The 24,495-nt window shown below is 60.5% G+C and carries 20 protein-coding genes and 2 pseudogenes; 1 reads left to right on the top strand and 21 read right to left on the bottom strand.

Annotated elements, in window-relative coordinates; genetic code table 11:
* Positions 1-48: 48 nt before the first annotated feature.
* The 21 genes and pseudogenes from TU73_RS29330 to TU73_RS11890 all read right to left on the bottom strand — a co-directional run.
* Positions 49-1,305: pseudogene (locus tag TU73_RS29330) on the bottom strand (MCP four helix bundle domain-containing protein); the annotation flags it as partial.
* Positions 1,306-1,369: 64 nt separating this feature from the next.
* The gene (locus tag TU73_RS11985) at positions 1,370-3,490 is read right to left on the bottom strand and encodes a chemotaxis protein CheA (protein ID WP_082642588.1); all 2,121 of its coding nucleotides are present in this window, start codon (positions 3,488-3,490) and stop codon (positions 1,370-1,372) included.
* A 4-nt stretch (positions 3,491-3,494) separates the two neighbouring features.
* Entirely contained in the window at positions 3,495-3,812 is a 318-nt protein-coding gene (locus tag TU73_RS11980) for an STAS domain-containing protein (RefSeq protein WP_057012363.1), read from the bottom strand.
* Between the two features lie 33 nt (positions 3,813-3,845).
* Complete coding sequence (locus tag TU73_RS11975) at positions 3,846-4,214, bottom strand: response regulator (RefSeq protein ID WP_010563050.1); 369 nt, start codon at positions 4,212-4,214, stop codon at positions 3,846-3,848.
* Between the two features lie 13 nt (positions 4,215-4,227).
* A complete protein-coding gene (locus tag TU73_RS11970) occupies positions 4,228-5,361 on the bottom strand; it encodes a methyl-accepting chemotaxis protein (RefSeq protein WP_057012460.1) in 1,134 nt (377 codons plus the stop codon).
* Between the two features lie 214 nt (positions 5,362-5,575).
* A complete protein-coding gene (locus TU73_RS11965; RefSeq protein ID WP_057012362.1) occupies positions 5,576-6,205 on the bottom strand; it encodes a response regulator in 630 nt (209 codons plus the stop codon).
* Positions 6,205-9,117, bottom strand: coding sequence for a PAS domain-containing sensor histidine kinase (locus TU73_RS11960; RefSeq protein ID WP_057012361.1), 2,913 nt, complete (start codon positions 9,115-9,117; stop codon positions 6,205-6,207). Before TU73_RS11960 ends, TU73_RS11965 begins: the two co-directional genes overlap by 1 nt.
* A gap of 72 nt (positions 9,118-9,189) precedes the next feature.
* Positions 9,190-10,269, bottom strand: coding sequence for a protein-glutamate methylesterase/protein-glutamine glutaminase (locus tag TU73_RS11955; protein ID WP_057012360.1), 1,080 nt, complete (start codon positions 10,267-10,269; stop codon positions 9,190-9,192).
* Positions 10,232-10,765 (bottom strand): chemoreceptor glutamine deamidase CheD, encoded by a 534-nt coding sequence (gene cheD / locus TU73_RS11950; protein WP_057012359.1) that lies wholly within the window; start codon positions 10,763-10,765, stop codon positions 10,232-10,234. The genes TU73_RS11955 and cheD overlap by 38 nt, the downstream gene beginning before the upstream one ends.
* Positions 10,762-11,571 carry a CheR family methyltransferase gene (locus TU73_RS11945; protein ID WP_057012358.1) on the bottom strand — a complete coding sequence of 270 codons (810 nt, stop codon included), beginning with the start codon at positions 11,569-11,571 and terminating at the stop codon, positions 10,762-10,764. The genes cheD and TU73_RS11945 overlap by 4 nt, the downstream gene beginning before the upstream one ends.
* Positions 11,572-11,580: 9 nt before the next feature.
* Positions 11,581-12,120, bottom strand: a complete 540-nt coding sequence (locus tag TU73_RS11940; RefSeq protein WP_057012357.1) for a chemotaxis protein CheW — start codon at positions 12,118-12,120, stop codon at positions 11,581-11,583.
* Positions 12,121-12,155: 35 nt separating this feature from the next.
* Positions 12,156-13,814, bottom strand: a complete 1,659-nt coding sequence (locus TU73_RS11935) for a methyl-accepting chemotaxis protein (RefSeq protein ID WP_057012356.1) — start codon at positions 13,812-13,814, stop codon at positions 12,156-12,158.
* A 29-nt stretch (positions 13,815-13,843) separates the two neighbouring features.
* Positions 13,844-15,883 (bottom strand): chemotaxis protein CheA, encoded by a 2,040-nt coding sequence (locus TU73_RS11930; RefSeq protein ID WP_057012355.1) that lies wholly within the window; start codon positions 15,881-15,883, stop codon positions 13,844-13,846.
* A gap of 41 nt (positions 15,884-15,924) precedes the next feature.
* Entirely contained in the window at positions 15,925-16,212 is a 288-nt protein-coding gene (locus TU73_RS11925) for an STAS domain-containing protein (RefSeq protein WP_057012354.1), read from the bottom strand.
* Positions 16,213-16,236: 24 nt separating this feature from the next.
* Complete coding sequence (locus tag TU73_RS11920; RefSeq protein WP_010446480.1) at positions 16,237-16,605, bottom strand: response regulator; 369 nt, start codon at positions 16,603-16,605, stop codon at positions 16,237-16,239.
* A 9-nt stretch (positions 16,606-16,614) separates the two neighbouring features.
* Positions 16,615-17,526: a methyl-accepting chemotaxis protein gene (locus TU73_RS11915; RefSeq protein WP_411741031.1), complete on the bottom strand. Its 912-nt coding sequence runs from the start codon at positions 17,524-17,526 to the stop codon at positions 16,615-16,617.
* A gap of 1,090 nt (positions 17,527-18,616) precedes the next feature.
* A pseudogene (locus TU73_RS28955) lies at positions 18,617-18,748 on the bottom strand (LysR family transcriptional regulator); the annotation flags it as partial.
* Between the two features lie 19 nt (positions 18,749-18,767).
* Positions 18,768-19,130 (bottom strand): response regulator, encoded by a 363-nt coding sequence (locus tag TU73_RS11910; RefSeq protein WP_057012353.1) that lies wholly within the window; start codon positions 19,128-19,130, stop codon positions 18,768-18,770.
* The gene (locus TU73_RS11905) at positions 19,127-21,310 is read right to left on the bottom strand and encodes a PAS domain-containing sensor histidine kinase (RefSeq protein ID WP_057012352.1); all 2,184 of its coding nucleotides are present in this window, start codon (positions 21,308-21,310) and stop codon (positions 19,127-19,129) included. Before TU73_RS11905 ends, TU73_RS11910 begins: the two co-directional genes overlap by 4 nt.
* Positions 21,311-21,569: 259 nt before the next feature.
* Entirely contained in the window at positions 21,570-22,274 is a 705-nt protein-coding gene (locus TU73_RS11900; protein ID WP_057012351.1) for a hypothetical protein, read from the bottom strand.
* 242 nt (positions 22,275-22,516) lie between these two features.
* On the bottom strand, positions 22,517-23,362 hold the full coding sequence (locus TU73_RS11890; protein ID WP_057012349.1) for an SDR family NAD(P)-dependent oxidoreductase: 846 nt from the start codon (positions 23,360-23,362) through the stop codon (positions 22,517-22,519).
* Positions 23,363-23,541: 179 nt separating this feature from the next.
* On the opposite strand from TU73_RS11890, the gene TU73_RS11885 reads away from it, so the two are divergent.
* Entirely contained in the window at positions 23,542-24,471 is a 930-nt protein-coding gene (locus tag TU73_RS11885) for a LysR family transcriptional regulator (RefSeq protein WP_057012348.1), read from the top strand.
* The last annotated feature ends 24 nt before the right edge of the window (positions 24,472-24,495 follow it).

Here is a 24,495-nt window from a genome sequence, read left to right as displayed (position 1 = left end):
GTCACTGATCTGGCGCGTGTCTTCGACCAGGGCCAGGATGTTGGCGCGCAATTGCTCGATGTTCTCGTTGATGAAGGCTTTCTTGCCAGGGAACTGCTCCAGGGGCGCAGCCAAATCGCCTTCGCCGAACGCGCGAATGCAGGCCATGGCCTTTTTCTTCACACTGATATGGCCACTGACCATGGCATTGATGCCCTGGCCGATTTCACGGTACGAACCGCTAAAGCGCTCGACATCGATCATGACGTCAATGTCACCTTTCTCGTGCTCGCTGGACATGTGCTGCATTTCATTGATCAGCGCCAGGATATTGCTACGCAGCAGCTCGATATTTTCATTGATGAAGGCTTTCTTGCCGGGGAACTGTTCCAACTGCGCCGATAGATCACCTTCGCCAAAGGCACGGATGCACGCCATGGCTTTTTTCTTCACCGCGATATGGCCGTTGACCATGTCGTTGATGCCCTGGGCCATCGAACGGTAGCTTGCGTGAAAGCGATTTACGTCGATCTGTGCGTCGATCTCACCCTTGTCATGCTCGCTGGACATCGTGTTTATCTGCGCGACCAGCGCCTGCAGGTTCGCGCCCAACTGTTGCATGCAAGCCATCAAGCTCGTGGTATCACCGGCCTTGAGGGTGGCTTTTGCTTCCAACTCGCCGGCTGACAAGCGCGCAGCAAAGGCGCGGACGCTCGCGGGTTCACCACCCAGCTGGCGCATGAGATTGCGTGCCAGCAGTAAGCCCATCAGTCCAGTGACCAGCAGTGTGAGCGCGCCGATCAGCACAATAATGTAGCGGGCATTCTGCTCAGTGCTGGTGGCCAGCAGCTGTGCCTTGCGCCCCAGCTCCAGGTTGTATTGGCGCACATCGGCGATTGCCGCCTGGGTCGCCGTTTGCAGAGGCTGGCTCGCTTCGAGCAACGCGCGAGCGCCGGCGATATCGCCTGTTTCAACCAGTTTGTCGAATCGCCCCTGCAAGGTTGCAAACTCGTCAAACCGGGTGCGCAACTGGCTCAACAACGCCGCATCATGCGCGTCGATAGCCAGTTGGGTCCGGTAGCGCTCCAGGGCGTTGTCGATATTACCCAAATGCTGCGCTATCAGTGCGGCGTACGGCGCAACCGTGCTCTTGCCCGATTCATTCAGGTGCTCCCATTGCAAGGCGTGCAGGCTGGCGAAAGCCTCGGCGGCGCGATCGATCTCAAGCAGGCTGGGTACCGTGTTGACGCTGGCAAAACTGGCGCTGGAGTTGACTTCACTGGTCAGATAGAAACTGGTGCCACCCAACACGACGACGCCCAGCATTGCCGTGAAAATCAACAGCGTAATATTTTTGATAACGGTCATGGCGAGGAACTCCTGATGACGCTTATTGGATCGATAAAGGACGTGGGATCGAACGGTTGGTGGCTTCCTTGGCAACGAGTCCCAACAGATTGGGAATATCCAGGATCAGGGCCACGGCCCCGCTCCCGAGGATGGTGAAACCACCCAGCCCATGGGCCTCTCCGAAGACTTTGCCCAAGGGCTTGATCACGGTTTGAAACTCCCCCTGCAAGCGATCGACCACCAGGCCGGCACGCAAGCCGGCGTAGTGCACGACGACGACGTTTTCGCGGATGCCGCCCGGCTCTTGCACGGCAAACATGTCGCGCAGCCGCAAGATCGGCAGCACATCGCCGCGCAGGTCCAGGAAGCCGGATTCAGCCCCCTGCCCAGGCGCCAACTCGATGCACTCCTCCACCATGTTCAGCGGGATGACATAAGAGGCCTTGCCCACACCGATCAGAAAGCCGTCGATGATTGCCAGGGTCAGCGGCAAACGAATGCGTACCGTGGTGCCCTGCCCCTCTTCGCTCTCAAGGCTCACGCTGCCGCGTAATGCGGTGATATTGCGCTTGACCACGTCCATGCCGACCCCGCGGCCGGACAGGTTGCTGACCTGATCGGCGGTGGAGAAGCCTGGCTCGAAGATCAGGTTCAGGATGTCTTTGTCGGCCGGTACCTGGCCCTCCCCGACCAGGCCACGCTCGCGGGCCTTGGCAAGGATCTTGTGCTTGGCCAGGCCGCCACCGTCGTCCGACACCTCGATCACGATGCTGCCGGATTCATGGTAGGCATTCAGGCGTACGGTGCCCTGGGCCGGCTTGCCCCGTTGCAGGCGAGTCGACACCGCCTCGATGCCATGGTCCATGGCATTGCGCACCAAGTGCGTCAACGGGTCGCCAATGCGCTCGACGACCGTCTTGTCCAGTTCGGTTTCGCCACCGCCGATGCGCAGCACGATGTCCTTGCCCAACTCTTTGGACACATCCCGGACCACGCGCTGGAAGCGGGTGAAGGTTGCGCCGATCTGCACCATGCGCAAGGTCAGTGCCGAGTCACGCACCTCCTCCACCAACCGCGATAACAGGCTGGTCGCCTCGATCATCTCGCCAATCCCACTGCGCACCGCCACCAGGTTGGCGCCGGCGCCGGCGATGATCAGCTCACCGACCAAGTTGATCAGTTGATCCAGCTTGGCGGCATCGACCCGAATCAGGCTGCCTTCATTATTGGCCGCGCCTTTACCGGCCTTGGGCGGCGAATCCTGTGCGACTTCAGGCGCGGCAGGCATTGGCGACCCTTCCTGGATAACGAGCGCGGCCTGAGCCTCAGTCAAAGTGCCGCAGCGAACCAACAGCTCCAGCAACACCGCATTGTCTTCCGGCAGCCCGTCGATGTGCGTGCGATACGCCTGGATATCGGCCTGGGGCGCCAGGATCAGCACCAGGGCGTCATCGCGGACAAAATCGAAGGCGCCGTCGATGACTTCCCGCGAGGCGTCGCTGACCAGCGCCAGTTCAAAGCCCAGGTAGTTGGTTTCCGGGTCCATCGATAGCAAAGGCGGCAATGCGTCGAGCAGCGTGACGGTATGCGCCAAGTGCCCCAGGGTGCTCAGGTAACGCAGGAACGCCAGGGGGTCCATGCCATTGCGAAACATGTCCGCACCAAAACGCACGGAAAGATGCCAGTGACCGGGCCCTTCGGCAGCCGCTGGCGGCTGGTCTTGAGGAACCGATGCAGGCGGCGCGACGGGCGCTTGCAGATACATCGACAGGCGCTCAGCCAAGCGCTGGCCCTGAACCCGCAACGGTTCACCCAGGCGGTCAAGGTCGCCATCCTCGGCCAGCAGGTCGATCAGTTGGCCGATATGGTCACGGGCGTCAAGAAACAGCGCGCTCAAGGCCTCGTCCACCCTCACTTCCAGGCTGCGTACACGATCCAGGACGCTCTCGGCGACATGGGTGAACTCAACGATCGGCATCAGGCCAAAGAGGCCGGCCGACCCTTTGATGGTGTGGGCCACGCGGAACAGGCCGTTGATGGTGTCCAGGTCCTGCGGGGACTGCTCGATCTGCAGCAGCGCATCTTCCATTTGCAATAGAAGCTCGCGACTCTCGGCAATGAACGTTTGCAGCACGTCATCCATGTTCATGGGCTGGGCCATAGGGTCATGCTCCAGCCGATACAGTGAAAGAGGGATTGGCGAAGTAGTCGTCAAGGCCACTGAGCCGCAGGGCTTCGAGTACCGTCGCACTGGGGTTGCTCAGCACCAGCTGCGTGCCGTCCTTGAACGATTCGCGCTTGATCAGAATCAACAATTGCAAACCGGCGCTGTCCAGTTCGTCGACATTGGACAGGTCCAGCTCAACCTCATGGGCCAGGGGAAACAACGACAACAACACGTCTTTTTGTTCGCTGGCCGTGTAGATCGTCAGAGGGCCTTCCATGACCTGGATTCGACGCAGCATCGGGACGGTGTTTTTCATGCAAACCTCCTGGCCAGCGCTCGCTGGTCATCGCTATGGCAGGATCAACTTGGAGACGGCGGTGAGCATTTGCGCAGGCTGGAAAGGCTTGACCATCCACGCCTTGGCACCGCTGGCCTGGCCTTGCTGCTTCATCGCATCACTGGCCTCGGTGGTCAGCATGATGACCGGGGTGAACTTGTAGGCCGGCAACAGCTTGGCGGCCTTGACGAAGCTCAAGCCGTCCATGTTGGGCATGTTCACGTCGCTGACGATCAAGTGGATTTTGCGACCGTCCAGCTTGCTCAACGCATCACGTCCATCACAGCCTTCGATCACGTCGTAACCCGCCCCCTTGAGGGTGATGCTCACCACCTGCCGGATGGAGGCCGAGTCGTCGACGATCAGAATGGTTTTGCTCATCGGAAAAACTCCTCTAGAAAAAGGTGATTTCGCTGGCTTGCACCTTGGCGTGCACTTTGCCGCCATGAATGGCGTGCTGCTCCGGCATGGTGTAGCCCGTTGCAAGCGCCTGCAGCCACTGGTCTCCGCGCATCGGCATCAGGGCGCCACCGCTCAGGCTCGCTTCCTGGCGCTCGCCTAACTGTTGCTGCAGCTTGCCCAAGTCGCCGGTAATCAGCGTCAACATCTGGCTGACGCGATCCTGGAACTGCAGGGCGACCAGCACCTGGGCAATTTCGCCGGCCACATTGGCGTTCTGTTGCTGCAGGTCATGGCTGTTGCCCACGATGCTTTGGGCGGTACCGCGAAAATGTTCGATGACCTGCGACACCACACGCTCCGAATCCGCGAGGGTCAGGGTGTCCTGTTCGGCGTGGTGACGGGACATTTGCACCGTACGGGCGATGGCCGCGTTGACGGTATTGACGGTTTCACTGATCTTGCGCCCGGTTTCGCCGGACATGCTTGAGAGTTTGCGCACTTCATCGGCCACCACCGCGAAACCTCGCCCGGCCTCGCCGGCACGCGCCGCTTCGATGGCAGCGTTGAGCGCCAGCAGGTTGGTTTGACTGGCAATGTCCCCAACAAACTTGGCCATCTGCTGGAGTTGCTCAGTGAACCCGGACAGTTGCAGGACTTCCTTAAGTTCGTTCTCTTTATTGGACAGCGCAGCACGCAGCGCTACCACGATGGAGTTGAGGTCACGCTGGCCAACTTCCAGCAAGTCGACCAATTGCTTGGAAGCGTCTTGCGCCCCCTGGCTGGACACACTGTGGCTGATGTCGGATGACAGCGTACTGAAGCGTTCGCTGAGCTTGAGGATCGAGGTTTCGCTGATCTCACGCGCTGCTTCGATCTGCCTGGTCCAGATGGGCAAGACGTGGACGCAGACGTCTGCCAGGCCGTTATCGACAGCCACCACCGTCGCAGCAATTGCTGGATGGTCAAGCTGCTGGCACAGGTGTTTGCAGTGTGCCTGGTAACGCCGATGCGCCAGGCAACCCAGGCCTGTGCACAGCGCCAACAGCGCAACTCCCGCTATTAAGGCCCAGGCACTGAAACCGCCGCTGTAGGCAAGCGCACTGCCGCCGAGCAGGCCGGCAAACATCACCGGAACCAGGGTCAGGGCAGCTGAAGGGGTTGGGGCCTGTTCACTCACGGTGTGTCTCCCAGTCGAAGCCTGTCGTCGCCGGTGAATCGGCAGTTCGACGGCCTGGGAGCAATAATGGCTCAATGACAGCAACGCAACCATCGGACCATCCCTATTCTGGGGTAGGGATACCGGGAAACCGGCTAGGAAAATCCCTACACGAACGCGCGCATCACGAGATACCCAAGGTCATGGCAAAGCGCACGATGTCTGCCGTTGAGCCGAACCCCATCTTTTCCATCAAGCGCGTCTTGTGGGTACTGACGGTCTTGTTGCTGATGACCAACTGTTCGGCAATCTGGTTGACGCTCAGGCCGTGCGCCAGCAGGCGCAGAATCTGGAACTCGCGATCAGACAAGCTTTCGACGTAGGTCTGCTGCTTCAAACCGCTGCTTTGCAGCGCAATCTGCTCAGCCAGGCCCGGGTCCAGGTAACGTTGCCCACTGACCACCCGCCGCATGGCAGCCAGCAAAGTCTCGGGGTCGCGGTCCTTGGTCAGGTACCCGAGCGCTCCAGCCCGTAATGCGCGTTGGGCAATGTGGATTTCGTTATGCATGCTCAACACCAGGATCGGCAGGCTCGGGTACTGGGCGTGCAAACGGGCGATCAGGATCTCGCCGCTGATACCCGGCATGTTCATGTCCAGCAGCAGCAGGTCGATCTCGACCTGGCGCAACAGTTCGATCAGCTGTGTTCCACTCTCGGCTTCGGCCACTACTTGCACATCGGCCACCAGGCTAAACAGTTGCTTGAGCCCTTCGCGCATGATGGTGTGGTCATCGGCGATCAGCATGCGAATCATCAATACGTATCCTTGTGCATCGGAATAAATGCCTGGACCGTGGTGCCCTGCCCGGGATGACTGAAAATAATGACTTTGCCGCCCAACATCAGGCCGCGCTCACGCATGCCCGCCAGGCCCAGGGTCTGGCGCGTGAGCGCCTCCGGCTCGAAACCCTTGCCGTTGTCCTGCACCTCCAGCAGCCAATGGGTTTCCTGCGGGGTCAGGGTGACGCTGACCTGTGTCGCTTCGGCGTATCGCGCAATGTTGGTCAGCGATTCCTGAACGATGCGAAACGCGGCGGTAATGTGCGTATCAGGGAGGACCAGGGGAATCGAAGGCAAGTGCAGCACACACGGAACCAGGGTCAAGGTGGAGAACTCGGTGGTCAGCCATTCCAGGCCCGAGACCAGCCCCAGGTTCAAGGCGGACGGTCGCAGGCTGGTGGAAACATTGCGCACCACCTGAATCGTCTTGTCGGTCAGCGCCAGCAAGCGTTCCACCTGAGGCGCGAGCTCCGGCGTGGTGGCGCCGAACTGAAACCGCAATAACGAGATCCCCATGCGCAATGCGGTAAGGTGCTGGCCCAATTCGTCGTGGACCTCCCTGGCGATCAGTTTGCGCTCCTCTTCCCGGGCGGTTTCGCGGCGGGTCGACAGATCGCGCAACTGCGCGTTGGAATTGGCCAGGCGCCGCTCCGCCGCTCGCAGCGTGGAAATATCGCGCCCTACCGCCAGTACGCTGACCACTCGCTCACCATCCACCTCCGGAACAAAGTGGATCAGCACCACTTTGGGGGCCGTCTTCAAGATTGAGAGTCGAAACTCCTGCTCGGTTGCCTTGTTTTCACGAATCACCTGGGCAACCAATTCACGAAACAGCTGGGACTGGTGATTCAGGGGGGCCAACGCATCCATAGGCATGCCGATCAGCTTCGGCCAGGCGTCGCCTACCCAGGTCTTTAACCGCGCATTGACGTAGAGCACGTCACCTTGGGCACTCAACCGGGCGACAGCGTCCGGACTGTTTTCTACCAGTGTGTTGATGTCGTGCTGGCGCTCCAGCTCTTTGTGCCGGGCGCGGGTCAGCAGGGTGGTATCGCGACCGATCACCAGTATGCGCGAGCCCGTGCGCCCGGGATCGGCCACCGGTACCAGGGTGAAATGCAGGTTACGAACTTCGTTGAGCAGAAGCATGCTCTCATCTGACTCAACCGTGCGACCGGCAACCCTGCACTGCTCGCAAAGCCCCTGGAGCTTCTGCGCGCCCAACCGGCCGAATATCGACACCAGCGTCGCGCCGATCAGCACCTCATGGGCTTTGCCCAGCGCGCGTGACAACGCCGGGTTGGCTTCGACACAAGACAAATCGCCGGCCGGTGTCACCTCCAACAACAGGAGCATGTCCAGGTTATGGTCGAAAATATCCCGGTAACGGCGCTCACGCTCGCGCAGTAACGACTCCGATTGCCAACGTTCAATTGCGATCGCGGCAATGTGACAGGTTTGCCGTACAGGCTGAATATCGCTCTCGTGCGTCGCGGAACCAGGCAACCGGGATAATTCGAAAGCTCCCAGGCGTTGCCCTTGTTTGTCCATGATCGGTTCGCACCAGCATGAGTCGTCTGCAAGTTCAGATGCACAAACCCGGTACGTCGCCAGGCCAGTGTCGAACGGTTCCACCAGCTGTACGCGGCAGGACCATTGGGGCAAGGCCAATTGCAGATACCCCACGAGCAGTGCCAGCGTTTCCTCGAGGGAGGCACCCGTCGCCATTTTTTCGAAGATGCCCAAACGCGCATCTTCCAGCAGCTGTTGCCTGCGCAGCTCGGTAATGTCGTGGGCCAACGAGAGCACACCGATCACCTCGCCGGTGTTGCTGCGTTCGGCCATCAGGCTGACCGCACAACTTATGTAACCGAGACCGTTGGCGACGCTCCAGCTGTCGACAAACTGCGCGGTCTCGCCCGTTGCCACCACACGACGCAATTGGTTGAGGTAATCACTGGCTTCCTCATCCGGGCTGACGCCTATCGCCGCGTCACAAGTCTTGCCGGTCAAGCGCAGATAGGCCGGATTGACGTAGGTGCGCAACAGGTTGCGGTCGTAACGGACAATGATATTGGGGGAGTTCTCTGCCAGGGTGAGGAACTTGAGCTCGCTGCCCATCAACGTTTCGCGCAGCTGCCAATTCTCGGTGATGTCTTCCAGTTGAGAAACGAAACAGGCCGGTTGCCCTTGGTCGTCACGTACCAGGCCCACGGTCAAGCGCGCCCACACCACCCGTCCGTCGCGATGAATATAGCGCTTGTGCAAGGTCACCCCCGCCCTCGCACCGCATTTCAACTCTTCGATCAGTTGCTTGCCGACCTGCATGTCGTCGGCGTGGGTCAGCGCCATGAACGTGGTGCGTTGCAACTGTGCTTCGCTGTAGCCCAGCATGGTGCAGATGACACCGTTGGCGCGCAGCCAACGGCCCTCGAGTGACACCAGCGCCAAGCCGGTGCCGGAGGCGTCGAAAATCGACCTGAGCGGGATCTGCGCATAACTTTCGATCGCGGGTGGCGGTGCCGATAACGCCTGGCGCACTATCACTTCAACGATAAAATAATCGTCGTGCCACAGCGTCAGGCAGACATCCAGCAGGCCCAGCCCCTCGCCTACCGCTGCGAAAACTGCGCGATTATTTGCGCCGGCTTTTTCCAGGGCGAGGTAAAAAAGCCAATGGTCTTCGGCACGCAGGAGTGAGACAAACTCGCCGCCGATGCCAGCAGAAACGCCGTTTTGAACCAACAGATTTGAGAACGCCGGGTTGCCCGTGACCACCCGCGCCGCTCGATCCAACGCCGCAACCGCAACCGAAAGGCAGCCGAGCACACTCTCGAGGGTACGTAACTTTTCATCCTCAGCCATTACCTGTGCGTGGCGATTCATGTTTCCCAATACCTCGGATGTGCAAAACACCTGGCAATAGCAGGATGGGTGTTAAGACAACTAAACGCCTTATTACTTATGCAAAATCGCCCGATGAATATCCTCCAGCGCCATGACCCGCTGGGCGGCGTTGAGCTTGATCGCTTCCTTGGGCATGCCGAACACCACGCAACTGGCCTCGTCCTGGGCCACCGTGGCGGCACCGGCCTCGAGCATCTCCTTGAGCCCGCGCGCGCCGTCGTCGCCCATGCCGGTCATGATGATGCCCGTGGCGTTCTTGCCGGCGAACTTGGCCACCGAACGAAACAGCACGTCCACTGACGGCCGGTGCCGGTTGACCAGCGGGCCGTCGATAACCTGGGCGTGGTAATAGGCACCGCTGCGGGTGACCATCAAGTGTTTGCCGCCAGGGGCGATCAGGGCCAGGCCAGGCAGGATGCGGTCATTGTTGCGTGCTTCGCGCACCTCGATCTCGCACACGCTATTGAGACGCTCGGCAAACGAGGCGGTAAATTTTTCCGGCATGTGCTGCACGATCACCATGCCCGGGCACACCCGCGGCAGCGCCGTCAGCACCGCCTCCAACGCTTGGGTGCCGCCGGTGGAGGTGCCGATGGCGACGATACGTTCGGTGGTCTGCGCCATGGCATGGCCGTTGGCGGCGGGCAGGATCGCATCCGCGCTGAGCTTGCTGGCCGGGGCCAATGGCGCCGGGCTGACGCTGCGCTTGCCCAGGTTCCTGACGTTGGAGTTCGCCGCGGCACGGATCGCTGTCACCAATTCGGCCGCCGATTCGATCAGGAAGTTCTTCAAGCCGGTGGTCGGCTTGGTGATGATTTCCACGGCGCCCGCTGCCAACGCCTGCAGGGAGGTTTCCGCGCCTTTCTGGGTCAGCGACGAGCAGATCACCACCGGCGTCGGCCGTTCGCTCATGATTTTCTTGAGAAAGGTGATGCCGTCCATGCGCGGCATCTCGACGTCCAGCACGATCACATCCGGCCATTCCCGGGTGAGTTTGTCCATGGCGAAAATCGGGTCGGAGGCGGCGCCCATGACGTGGATGTCCGGCGTGTCGGCGAGAATCGCCAGCAGTACCTGGCGCACCACGGCCGAGTCATCGACCAGCAGCACACTGATTTTTTTGGTAGGCATCTTGTTGAAGTGTTCCCATTGGTTGGTGCCGGACCCAGACGTTGCCGTTCCACAGGTCGAACATGACCGTGCGATAACCGGTACTGCCCATGTCCTGGGCCATCAGGTGCAGGTGATAGCGCTCGGCGAGGGCCAGCGCTGCGCGAATATTCAGGCTGGCCACGTCCTGGGTCGGCAAGCGGCGCGGCTGATCGGGGAACATCTTGCCGCCGCCGAACAACTTGACCTGGTAATCCCGTGCCTGTGTGTCATTGGCCTGGGCGTGGCGCAGCAGCAGTTCCATGGCTTCGTCGCCATAGCGGCCATCCAGGGGCTGATGATCGCGCAGGCGCCCCGGCAGCATGAAGTGACACATGCCACCGATCCGCCGTTGCGGGTGCCAAAAGGTGATCGCCACGCAGGAACCGAGCAAGGTGCGCAGGCGCGTCGGCCGCGTCGCAAAGCTGACCTGGCCAGGCGCTAACACCACTTCGCTCGCATCGTCTGGTTTTTTCATGGCTTGCGGTAAATCGACGGCGCCACCAGCTTCAAGGTGTCATTTACACCGTTGAGGCTTTCCGAGTGGCTGATAATGAAATAGCCGCCGGGCTTGAGCAGCGGCAGCAGACGCGCGACCACCTGGCTCTTGGTCTGCTGGTCGAAATAGATCATCACGTTGCGCAGGAAGATCACCTCGAACTCGCCCAGTGCCGGCAGCGCTTGGTTAAGGTTGACCTGGACAAAATTGACCCGGCTACGCAAGGCCTTGTCGATCAGGAACGTCCCCTCCTGGCGGCCAGTGCCCTTGAGGCAGTACTTGGTCAGCAGCGGCTGGGGCAGCGTCCCGACGCGCTCCATGGCGTAATGGCCGTTGCGCGCCTTGGCCAGCACCTGGGTGCTGATGTCCGAGCCGATCACTTCCCAGGGGGTGGTGCCCAGGCTCTCGGCCAGGGTCATCGCCAGGCTGTAGGGCTCTTCGCCCGAGGAGCTGGCCGCGCTCCACACGCGAAAGACCTTGCCCGGCGCCGCCTTGGGCAGCACCTGCTGGCGCAGGAAGTCGAAGTGCTTGGGCTCGCGGAAAAAATAGGTTTCGTTGGTGGTGAGCAAATCCAGCGCAACCTGCAGCTCGCCCTTGCGCTGGTCGTTCATGATCAGCTTGAAGTATTCACCATAGCTGTGCAGCTCATAATGCTTGAGGCGCTTGAACAGGCGCCCGGCCACCAGGGCCTTCTTGGCCGGTGACAGGTTGATGCCGGCCGCACGGTACAGCCAGCTCTGGAACTGGCCGAATTCACGATCATCGATGGAGGCAGTATCTGGCATGGTCGGCACTCAACGCGGATCGAGGTCGAGGACCGGCGCTTGGCCGCCCTCGGCAAGGCTGGACATCTCATCGATGGACAGCACCTTGTCCACCTCCAGCACGATCACGAACTTGCCGTCGACCTTGGCCATGCCACCAATGAAATCGGCGCGAACCCGCGCCCCGAAGCTGGGCGGTGGCTCGATCTGCGCGGCCGGGATCTCCTGCACCGCCGACACGGTATCGACCAGCAAGCCGATATCCTGTGGCTGGCCATCTTCGCTACTCGCCTCGATGATGATCACGCAGGAGCGCCGGGTGATCGCCGAATTGGCCCGCCCAAAGCGCGCCGACAAGTCCACCACCGGCACCACCGCGCCACGCAGGTTGATCACCCCACGCACGAACGTCGGCATCATCGGCACCACGGTCAGGCTGCCGTATTCAATAATCTCCTTGATCCCCAGGATGCCGATGGCGAACATTTCGCCGCCAAGCATGAAGGTCAGGTATTGCGCATCCTCATCCACCGCAACCGCGGTATGCCGAGTCGTCATCACTGCGCCCATGTCACTCTCCTTGTAGGCCCGCATCGATCGTGGGATCAGAAGCGGGTGAATTCCGATTCGTCCGGCGCGCTGCCCAGGTTGTAGGCGAACGCCTTGCGCGATGCCTGTGGTTTCGGCCGTGGCGTTTGACGGTTTGGCTTGCTGCCGGGGCTGTCGACGCTGCTGCCTTGAACTGCGGCCCTGGGGGTTGAATCCAGCACGAAGAAGCTCATGGCCTGTTGCAGTTGCTCGGCCTGGCTGCTCATTTCTTCGGCCGTGGCCGCCAGTTCCTCACTGCTCGAGGCATTTTGCTGGGTCACCTGGTTGAGCTGGGTCATGGCCGTGTTGATCTGCCCGACACCCGCGGCCTGTTCTTCGGAGGCAGCGCTGATTTCCTGCACAAGGTCGGAGGTTTTGTTGATGGAGGGCACCATTTCGTCGAGCAGCTTGCCGGCCTTCTCAGCCATGTCCACGCTGCTGGAGGACAGCTCGCCGATTTCCTGGGCGGCGACCTGGCTGCGTTCGGCCAGCTTGCGCACTTCGGCGGCCACCACGGCGAAGCCCTTGCCATGCTCGCCGGCCCGGGCGGCCTCGATGGCGGCATTGAGGGCAAGCAGATTGGTCTGGTAGGCGATGTCATCGATGATGCTGATGCGCTGGGCGATTTTCTTCATCGCCACCACGGTCTGCTGTACCGACTCGCCGCCTTCGGTGGCTTCCTTGGCGGCCTTGCTGGCCATGCCATCGGTGACCTTGGCGTTTTCGGTGTTCTGGTTGATGCTGGCGCTCATCTGCTCCACCGAGGCGCTGGTTTCCTCGACGCTGGCGGCCTGTTCACTGGTGGCCTGGCTCATCGATTGTGCGGTGGCACTGACCTGCTCGGAGGCGCTGGCGAGGTTATCGGCGGCGTTGCGCACTTCGCCGATGATATGCGCCAGCTTGCCGACCATATTGCGCATAGCGTTGAGCACCATGCCGGTTTCATCTTTGGCACCCGGTTCGATGTGGGTGTTGAGGTTGCCTTCAGCCAATTGCTCGGCGGCGGTTGCGGCTTGCCGCAGTGGGCGGGAAATGATGCGGGCCATGAATACCGCCAGGCCCAGGCCGATCAACAAGGCCGCGACCAGTACCGCGATGATCGACAGGCGTGCGTTTTCGTACAGCGCCAAACCTTTGTCACCCGCGACCGTCGCGCCGGCGTCATTGAGTTCGACCATTTTCTGCAGGCGACTGGTCACCTCATCGAAATGCCCCTTGGACTCTCCCCTGAGCAAACCGCGTGCCTGGACTTCCTGGTTCTGCCGGGAAAACTCGAGCAATTGCTTGCTGCTCGCCAGGTAGGCATCCCATGCGCTTTTTACGCTGGCCAGCAGCTGACGATCTTCATCAGTCGACAGCAACTGTTCATAGGTGCCCATGCGGGTTTCGAACTGTTGGCGCGCGTCGGCGGCTTCACGTTCGGCCTGGGCCTTTTCCTCGGCGATCTCGGTCGCGAGGTGACGGTTTTCTTTCAAGCGATAGTTGGCGGCAAAAAAACGCATGCCTGCCGCTGCGCGCATGGAAGGCATCCAGTTGCCCTTGATGTCCTGGGCTGCATGGTTGACAGCGCCGAGCTGGAGGATGGCGAAGCCGCCCATGGCCGCAGTGAGCGCCAAGACCACCAGGAACGAGCTGATCAACTTGGTGGAAATCTTGAGATCGTAGAACCATTTCATCGGGGAACCTCCATGGAATTGCAAAGACATCAGCGAGCGACGACCGGCGGCGATTGAGGCGCCTGGGGCGTGCGGGCTTCCAGTTGTACGATTTGGTTGAGCAGTGCCGGTACATCCAGGATCAGGGCCACCGCGCCGCTGCCCAATATGGTCGAGCCACTGATGCCGCGCAGTGCGCCGAACAGCTTGCCCAGCGGTTTGATCACGGTCTGGAACTCGCCGAGCAGGTCATCCACCACCAGTCCGGCCTTGTGTTCGGCATAGCGCACCACCACCACGTTCTGGCGCCGAGCAGCGGGCCCTTCGTGGCTGAAGTGTTCGCGCAGGTCCACCAGCGGCAACACCTCGCCACGCAAGTCCAGATAGCCGTCGTCGCGGCTGGACTGGCGCTGGCGTTCATCCAGTTCGATGCATTCCTGGACCATGTCCAGGGGGATCACATAGGTGGACTGGTCAATGGCGACCAGGAACCCATTGATGATCGCCAGGGTCAGCGGCAAGCGAATGCGCACCACGGTGCCTTCGCCGGGGCGACTGTCCAGGTCGACGGTGCCGCGCAACAAGGTGATATTGCGCTTGACCACGTCCATGCCGACGCCGCGCCCGGACAGGTTGGTCACCGCCTCGGCAGTGGAGAAACCCGCTTCGAAGATCAGGTTGTAGATCTCCTGGTCGGTCAACACCGCACCGCTGGCCACCAATCCGCGTTCCTGGGCTTTTTGCAGGATGCGCTCGCGGTTGAGCCCGGCGCCGTCATCGGCAATTTCAATGACGATACTCCCCGAGTCATGGTAGGCATTGAGGCTCAGGTGGCCCTTGCCCGGCTTGCCAGCCGCCTGCCGCGCATCGGCGCTTTCGATACCGTGGTCCATGGCGTTGCGCAGCAGGTGCATCAGTGGGTCGCCGATTTTCTCGACCACGGTCTTGTCCAGTTCGGTTTCCGCGCCACTGATGATCAGTTCGATGTCCTTGCCCAGTTCCTGGCTGATATCGCGCACCACACGGCGGAAGCGGTTGAACGTGTCGCCAATGGGGATCATGCGCAGGTGCAGGGCGCCATCGAGGATTTCTTCCACCAGCGCCGATACCGTCGAGGTCGCCTCTTGCAAGGGGTCGTTGTCACAGGAACGGGCCAACAGGCTTGAGCCGGCACTGGCGATCACCAGTTCGCCGACCAGGTTGATCAGCTCGTCGAGCTTGTCGGCGTTGACCCGCACGTAATTGCCGTCGCGGGGTTTCGCCTCGGTGGCTGGCGCAGAACGCTGCGGTGTCGCCGCCACGACGCCCTGTTCTGCCTGGGTGACCCGGTCGTCGGCAACGACCGCAGTGCTCCCAGGCGCTTCGTCGACGGCACTGATGTGCACCTCGCAGTCGTCACGCACAAAGTCGAACACTTCGTTGAGGGTGGCGTGACTGGCCGTCGAACGCAGGCCGATCTCGAACCCCAGGTAGCAGCTTTCCGGGTCCCAGCGGTCTATGGGCGGGATGCTGTCGGTCAGGGTGGTGACCTGCAGCACCTGCCCCAGGGTCTCGAGGTAGCGCAAAAAAGACAGCGGGTCCATGCCATTACGGAACACGTCCACGCCGAAGCGCAGGGAGATGTGCCAGAGCACTTCGACCGCCGTGTCGTCGGCCACCTCAGCGGTTTCGACGCTGGCAGTGACGGTTCGCATCGGCTGATAGGCACTCAGCGCCTCGCGCAATGCCTCACCGCGCTCCAGAGCGGCAGGTGTCGGCACCTCACCACGGTTAGCGACCACTTCGACCAGTTCGAGCATGTGGTCGCCGCATTTGAGCAGCAGGGCGATCAATGCGGCGTCCACCGCCACATTGCCTTCGCGCAGGCGGTCAAGCACGTCTTCGACGATATGCGTGAACCCCACGATCGACGCCAGACCGAAAAGGCCCGCCGAACCCTTGATGGTGTGCGCGGCGCGGAAAATCGCGCCGATGGCGTCCTGGTCGCCGGGCTCGCTTTCCAATTGCAGCAGGGATTGCTCCATGGCCTGCAACAGTTCGCGTGCCTCAACGATGAATGTCTGCTGTGCCTGATCGAGATTGATGCTCACCTGGACTGTCCTTGTCGATCAAAAAACATGGGAAGTGCTGACTACGAGGCCGCGCTACGACACAGTTGCAGTGCGTGCATGACCGCCTGGCTCTGGCCGGTCACACTCAAGGCTGTACCGGCAACGCCCGCCTCACGCTGCAGGACCGCGAGCAACTGCAAACCGGCGCCATCCATTTCCGTGACCTGTGACAGGTCCAGCTCCAGGCGGGGCGTGGCGCCCATCTGCGGCAGCAGCGCAGCCGCCAGTTCGGCCACGGTGTAGATCGTCAGCTCGCCGTCAATGCGCACGCAGGTGGTGCTGTCGAGTGTTTCAGTACTGATTGGCATGGCAGCCTCCCTGGCGCCAGAGGATCAAGGCAGGATCAGCTTGGAAACGGCTGCGAGCATTTGCGCCGGCTGGAACGGCTTGACCACCCAAGCCTTGGCGCCGGCGGCCTGGCCCTCGGCCTTCTTCGATTCCTGGGACTCGGTGGTCAGCATGATGATAGGCGTGAACTTGTAATTGGCCAGCTTCTTGACCTCCTTGACGAAGGTGATGCCGTCCATGTTGGGCATGTTCACGTCGCTGATGATCAGGTGGACTTTCTGCCCGGTGAGCTTGCTCAGGGCATCCTTGCCGTCGCTGGCCTCGATCACGTCGTAGCCGGCGCTTTTCAAGGCAATGCCAACCACTTGTCGCACGCTGCTGGAGTCGTCGACCACTAATACATTCTTCGCCATGGTGTACTCCTAAAAAAAGGTGATGTCTTGGGAATTCGGCTGCGCGGCTGCCACTCCGTGGTGCAGGCGCCGCTGTTCGTCGGTGGCATAGGTGGCTTCCATGCGCGCCAGCCACTGCCGGGCGTCGACGCCCACCGCCTGGTCCGGTGCCTGGCTGGCCTGCAGGAGGTGGTCGTGCAAGGCGTGCATGTTGTCGCGCACGTGGCTGAGGATCTGGCTGACGCGGTCCTGGAATTGCAGGCTGACCAGCACTTCGGTCATCTCATCGCGGATGCCGTAGCTTTCCTGCTTGAGCAGGTCGGCAGATTCGGCCAGGCGCCCGGTGATGTTCTGGAAGCGCTCGAGCACCTTTTGAATACTGTTTTCGGACTCGGCCACCGAGTGGCTGTCCTCGTCGGCACTGCTGGACGCGGCCTGCACCAATTGCGTGATGGCGTTATTGATGATGTCGACCTTGGCCGACATCTGCTGGCCGGTTTCACTGGATTTGTTCGACAGGCTGCGCACCGCATCGGCCACCACCGCAAAGCCGCGCCCGGCCTCACCGGCACGCGCCGCCTCGATGGCGGCGTTGAGCGCCAGCAGGTTGGTTTGCGCGGCGATCGCCGCCACGTCGGCGGCCATGGCGCGCAGTTCCTTGGTATAGGCAGTGAGGCTGCGGACCTGGACCAGGGTCTGGTCACGGCTGGTCTGTGTGGCCTTGAGCGAATTGATCACCTGGCTCAGCTCGCTGTCGCTGCGCGCCAGCACCTCGAGCGCGCCGTCGGCCGACTGCCCGTCCAGTTCGCCGGCAGCCTGCTGCGAGGCCTGTACCGTTTCCTGCAATCGTGCGGCGATCCCGGTGAAACGGTTGGCCAGGCTCACAATCGCTTCTTCGGTTTGGTGCCGCGAGCTTTCCACCTGCTTGGCCCAGATCGGCATGGCGCCGAGCAGTACTTCATCGAGCTGTGCGCGGGAAGCCATGCCGTGGTGCGCTGCGTCCACAGCCGACTGATCTTCCTGCGCCCGCGCCGTCGCAAGCAGTACAGCGTTGCGTTGCGAATGTGTGTTCCAGGCACAAGCGCCCAAGCCCGTCAGCACCAGTACCGCGCAGGCCAGCAGATTGGCCGAGGAGGCTGATTGCACCAGCAGCCACCCAATGGCAGGCACGACCGGTATAAGGGCAAACCAGCAAAAACGCGGATAACCAGGAGGGGAAATGCGGCCGGATTGACGCTGGGTCATGAGTTCGATCCTTGAACAGTGTTGCGGATATAGGGGGTATCTGCCCGGTACCTCGCAACTTTAGGATTCTGATGTGCCTTCCGTCTGTTTTATGACCATCAGGTGACGGACCCGGGTGGCTGGCCCCCAGGGGGCATGGGTATCTACACAACTTTGGCGTGGGCTCCCGTGACGGCCTGGTGGACGACAGGGATCCAACTGATGCCGAGCGGTGCAAATGTGGGAGGGGGCTTGCCCCCGATAAGCATAGGTATCTACACAACTTTGTAGGCTGTAGCAGCCGACGGTAACCACGATGCGAAGCGAGTCGCTCTTGATCTTGATCTGCTTTTGATCTTAGGCGCCCCGTTAAACCACGCTGGCCGGAATTCGACAGGGGTTTGGGGGGTAAACCGGCAGGGATGCCGGTTTAGCCGCCCCGCGCCATGGATGGCGCGTGGCGGCGACCCCCCAAATCACTGGCGAATTACGGGCACACCGAGCCTGAGCGAGGTGCCGAGTGGTGGGGCAATAGCCTTTTGGTTACTTTTGGGCTCTTTTCAAAAGTGACCCGCTGTAAAAGCGGAGCCAATAGCAGCCATTACCGCAGAAACGGATATGTACGCGGTCTGACCCGAGATCCTGGTCGGCTTTAAGGCCGCCTTCGCAGGCAAGCCAGCTCCCACATTTGGATCGCGGTGCGTCAGCTCGATCAGCGTCGGCTGTCAGTCCGTCACGGGAGCAAGCTCCCTCGCCACAGGTCCAGCGTCGCCCCAAAGTTGTGTAGATACCTATGCCCCGATGGCGGCCCTGAGGCAAAACGCCGGGCGGTCACTGCGGCCTGCTGGGCGCGCTCGAGCAGGTTCTGCGCCTCGATGAAAAACGCCCGGCCGGCCGCGGTAAGGGCGACGTTGCGGGTGAACAGCTCGACGCCCAGGTGACAGGATCGCGGGTTTTACCTAAGACTCCAGCGTCAACGCAATTTTCAACCGAAGGTCTTTTTCCGCAAACGGCTTATGCAGCACCGGACAGTCACTAAACTCCTCCGGCACGCCGCTGCCGCCGTAGCCCGTACTGAACAAAAACGGAATATGGCGGGCCCGCAGAATCCGCGCCACAGGGAAGACGCGCTCTCCCGCCAGGTTCACATCCAGGATCGCCAAGTCGACATCCACCACATCTGCCACTTGCATCGCCTTGGCGAGTTGGGCCACGGAGGCGACTACGGTGCACTCGAGGTCTTCGAGCATTTCCTCGATCAACATGGCAATGGTGCCCTCGTCTTCAACCAGGAGCACTTTGGTGCCTGGGAACGTGGTCATGTCTGGTTCTCAGCGAGCATAAACGAGAAGCGGCAGTGAACGCCCTCACGGGCGAAGTCGAGTTCGAACGAACCGCCCAGATCACGCTCGATACAACGCTTCATCAACCGCGAACCCAAGCCTTCGCGCTCCGGCGTGGACACCGCTGGCCCGCCTTGTTCGCGCCAATCCACGGTCAGCAGCGCGCCGCTCGGCTGGGGCCGCACGCTCCAGCCCACCGAGAGTGTCCCGGTGTCGGTGGACATCGCTCCGTATTTAAGGGCATTGATCGCCAGTTCGTTGAGCGTCATGGTCAGGTTCAGGGCGACACGGGTGTCGACCTCGATGGCATCACCGGCGATCACCACGCGGCCGGGGTCATGGCCAAATACCGGCAACAACACTTCCCGGGCCAGCACCTCCAGCGGCGTAAGGCCCCAATGACGCTTCGTCAGCAGGTCGTGGGCACGCGACAAGGCCAGCAGCCGGGCTTCGAACCGGGTGTAGCCGTCCTTGGCATCCTGCGCATTGCGCGCGGTCTGGGACGCCAGGGACTGGACCGTGGCCAGGGTGTTCTTGACCCGATGATTGAGTTCGTCGATCAAGTTCTTTTGTCGGTCTTCGGCCTGCTTTCGCTCGGTAATATCCACGAGCATGTTGATCGCGCCGATCAGGTTGCCATCGGCGTCGTGCAGCGGGGTCGGATAAGGCGTGAAAGGCACGCGGGTGCCATCCGGGCGCTCGGCGACGGCTTCGACGCCGCGTATGGCGCGGTTTTCCTTGAGCGCCACGGCCATCGGGCATTGGTCGTGAGGCAGAAAAGAGCCGTCGGTGTTAAACAGTTTCCAGGTGACACACCAGAGGTCGCCCAGTTGCGGCGTGCGTCCCGACAACTCGACGGCAGCGCGGTTAAAGAAGGTAATACGCCCCTCGGCGTCGGTGGTGTAGACCGCCGCCGGCAGCGCCTCGAGCAGATCGCGCATGTGCCGCTCGCTTTCACGCACCCGGTTTTCCATCTCTCGGGCCAGCGTGACGTCCTGGATGACCCGCACACCATAGCGGAAGCGGCCATCACGCGCCCTGACCGACGAGCTATGCACATCCAGGTAAAGCGCCTGGCCATCGAGCTTCACCGCCCGTTTGCGCAGCACGTAGTTATCCAGTTCACCCGCCACCTGCCGAGCGTATAACGTCGCGTCCTGCTCGACACTGTCTGGGTGGGTGTAGTCCAGGAAGGTCATCGCCAGCAATTGCTCACGAGACCGCCCGAGCATGGTGCAAAGGGCATCGTTGACCCGCAGCAGACGGCCGTCCTCGCCCGCCTCGGCAATGCCGATGGTCGCCGCCTCGTAGGTTGCCGCCAGCCGGTCATCGCTCTCCTGACGCCCGGTTTCGGCATCGTGTACGCGGGTCACGTCAATGGTGAAGCAACGCGTGTTGAAGAATTTACCGTCTTCGAATCGCCCATTCGAGGTAATCGCGACGTGCCTGATGGTGCCGTCCTTGGCGCGCAGGCGCGCCGGGTAACTGTTCAGGCAATCACCGCTGCCGAGTTTATGGAGGATGTCGCCGATCACCGGTTCATCCACATGAAATTCAGTGATATGACGGCCGATGTATTCGTCCGCGCTATAGCCCAGCAGCGACAACTCGGCTTTATTGGCGCGCAGGATCATGCCCTCGCCGCTGACAATATGCAGGCCCACGGCGCTGTTTTCGAAAAAGTCTTCGAGATCGGAGCTTTTGCGCCGCAATTCCTCGGCCATTGCGTGGTGCATCGAGACGTCTTGAAAGCAATTGATCGCGCCTTGGATTTCTCCACGCCGGTCTCTGAGGGTGCGGATATTCATGAGCGCGAAGAATCGCGCCCCGTCCGGGCGCTCAATCATGACTTCCTGATTACGCGCGCATAAGCCCGCGTTGAGCGTCGACGCCATCGGACATTCGTCGACCGCCAATGGCGCGCCGTCTGTCGTATAAAGTCGATATGAGCCGCAATAGCGGTCCCCATGCTTACCCAGGGCAGGCGTTCGTCCCCACAGATTAACCGCTTCGCTGTTGAACCTGACGAGCCACCCGTCGCGGTCACACAGGTAGATCGCCCCCGGAATGACATCGAGCGAGTGAGCCCCCATCGCGACCAGGCTCTCGTATTCACTGGGTTCACGTGTGTCTCTGGGGGACTGGTCAACATTCAACATACTTCATCCTCAATGCACCTGTGTTGAAAACGCGCCTGCTCTTGCCGCCTTCAGCTCTTCCCTGAGTGTATGTCGTGAAACGGGATTGCACGTTGGATAAATGTCATTTACACGCAAGACATTGCCTGGGAGCTAAAGGCACTGGAAGACTAAATGGGAACGAAACATGAAGCATAAGGTTCATTTATAGTGCTGTCGCTTCGAGTTTATCAGTCGACGTAGCATGATCTTAGACCTGGTCGAAGCCATAAGCACCTGGCTACGAAGCAACAGGCTTCGATAACGACAAGACGTCGCTCCTCCAGGGACCGTCCCACGAGGCTGCCTCTAAACACGCAAACAACTGTGAAACGTTTTCGAAACAGTCGCGTAGCGAAACACTGGATAGCTGCTCTTCAATAGCGGCCCACTCACCATGAGCAAAAGCATTTCTAATGTCTCGAAAGCTGTGAACGGTATGCAGGACTTGCGGATCTACCACATAAGCCAGTCCTGAGGCTTCAAGGTGCTCCAAGAGGAACTGGATATCGCTCACGCGAGACCCGGAAGGTTTGCGCGCAATAGCTCCATACAGATCCTTCACCACACGCTTCAAACCCCACTCCACAAAGCTGCATAGCAACACAATGGAGGTCGCCTGAGTGACTACGGTCAGATTGTCTTCCCAGCGTGGAATCTGGTCATCGAGCCAGTCCAGCGCTTCAGCGCCGGTTCCCGAGTCCGCCATGTACAACTCGCGTTGATCGACGAGTGTTGAGTGGTGCTGATCGACCGTCACGAGCTGCAGGAAGCAGTAGTCATTAAGCTGCTGAAGCTTTTCGAAGAGAACCCAGAAGGTCTCGGAAAATCGCTCAGGCTGGTGAATATAAGTTCCATCTGCTATTGGCGTCCCGTCGTCGTGCGTCACTAGGCTTAATGCCCAGAACAATCCATAACGTTTAGCGATATCCAATTCATTATCCAACAGTCGTATCCCTGGTGATTCTGTGCTTTAAAGTCTTCAGGTCAGAAAGCCACCGATTGTATTGGCTACACTGTGCGCTTCATACAGGAACAGGCGTTGTGGCCTCATAATCGACAGGCATCTACGTGACACGCCTCGGGCAAATGTGGGAGGGGCGGTGCGACGATTCGACTTGCTCCCGATATAGGCCTTGGGCAGACCGGGCTCTTGGATCAGATGGAGCTCTTCCTGAGCAGACATATTCAACACTCCTTGATTTGATCCCAAAGCTGGGCAACTTGTTCGGCGCTGGTGGCCTTCACTCGGGCCAGGTCGAAGGGGTAGTCGACGCCTGGGTTTTCAACAAACCGCGTCGCCGTAAACTGACCATTGCTGGCGCGCAACACATAAGCGCAGTCCTGACAGTGCTGCGACGCCAGGAACACCACGCCAGGCGTCACCCATTCAGGCTTGAGGTTCTCCGGTTCGCCCGTCACGCCCCACATGCGGGTCTTGGCCACTGGGGATACCGCATTGACCAGGATGCCTGCTTGGGCGCCCTCCATGCTCAGCGCATTCATGATGCCCAGTTGTGCCATCTTGCCGGCGGCATACGCCACCAGGCCCGGTTGGGCATATTGCTGGTACATCGCACGGTCGGATGACGTCAGCACGACCCGCGCGGCACTAGACTGCTTGAGGTATTTCCAGGCATGTTTGCATAGCCACACGGGGGTATAGATATTGATATCCACCGCACGGCCTATGAAAGTGGCATCGGCCTCCTCAATAGCTTGATAACCGACCCAACCGGCGTTGTGAATCAAGATATCGAGTTGGCCATACGCCTCGATGGCCGTTGCCACCAGTTGCTCGCAACCTTGTTCGCTGGACAGGTCGCCATGGTGTCCTATCACGTTGAAACCCTGGTCACTGAGGGTTCGAGCAGCCTGCATGGCGATGGAGCCATCGCCCCCCGCGCCCAGCTTGTCCGCGCCGATATCACTGATCACCACATTGGCGCCCAGCGAGGCTAACGCTTGCGCGTAACTAAAACCCAACCCCCGGCCAGCGCCGGTTACAACGGCAGTCTTGCCTGTAAAGTTCATTGCTGTTTCCTCTTGAGTGCCCCCTCACCTTAACAAGGTCTATCTACGCTGTTTAATACTAACGGCGGCGCAAGTTGATACTCGGCGCATATCAAGTTGATGTTAAATCCGCGTAATCCTTGATGAGGTACCATTGCAGCCCCAGTCCACTGATCAGTTCAAATGAAGGAACAGAAGAAATGATCGAAACCCGCCTGCTGCGCCAATTTATCGCCGTGGCTGAAGAGTTGCATTTCCACAAGGCCGCCATGCGCCTGCACATGGCCCAGCCGCCATTGAGCCAGGCGATCCAGCGCCTGGAAGACAAACTGGGGTTCAGTCTGTTCACCCGCAATAAACGCGGGGTCAAGCTGACCCCGGCCGGCGGCGCATTCCTGAGCGCGGCCTACAGCACCTTGAAGGAGTTGGAGCTGGGCATAGAACATGCCCGCCAAGTGTCCGAGGGGATTGCCGGCAAACTCACGGTGACTGCGGTATCGATCGCCTACTACGAGTCACTGCTCAGTACCCTGCGCCAGTTCCGCGAGACCTACCCCAAAGTCCAGTTGATCATCAAGGAGATGCCCTCTTCCAGCCAGGCCAAGGCCATTCTGTCGGGAGAAGCGGATATTGCCTTCATGCGCAAGTTGCCGATCTCGGCAGAAAACGTCGAGTCACGCCTGTTACTGGATGAAGAGATCGTGATGGCGCTGCCCGCCCATCACCCCAAGGCCAAGGAAGGCCAGATCGACTTGAGGGATTTCGCCGGGGAAGACTTCGTCTTCACCCCGCAAGCCCTGGGTACCGGCTATCACAGTCAGCTTATCGCCTTGTGTGAAGCCGCTGGTTTTTACCCCAAGGTGGCGCAGGAGGCCGCGCAGATCCATACCCTGATCGGCCTGGTGGCCTGTGGTTTCGGCGTCGCACTGGTACCTGAGTCGATTGCCAACTCAATCATGCGCGACAAGGTCCTGTTCCGCCGGATCAACCCCGTGACCGCCTCCCCCAACCCGGCAATCGGCCTGTACATGAGCTGGAACACCCACAACGAATCACCGTTGATGGACAGTTTCATTTCCATGCTCGATTTCAATGCCGTTTCCCAGGTTGAGGGGGAGGATCTTAGTTAGTTATATTCGTGCCCCCCTCCCCGC

It is taken from the genome of Pseudomonas libanensis, assembly GCF_001439685.1.
In the GTDB taxonomy this organism is placed as follows: Bacteria; Pseudomonadota; Gammaproteobacteria; order Pseudomonadales; family Pseudomonadaceae; genus Aquipseudomonas; species Aquipseudomonas libanensis.
This window is presented reverse-complemented; position numbering and strand designations above follow the sequence as displayed.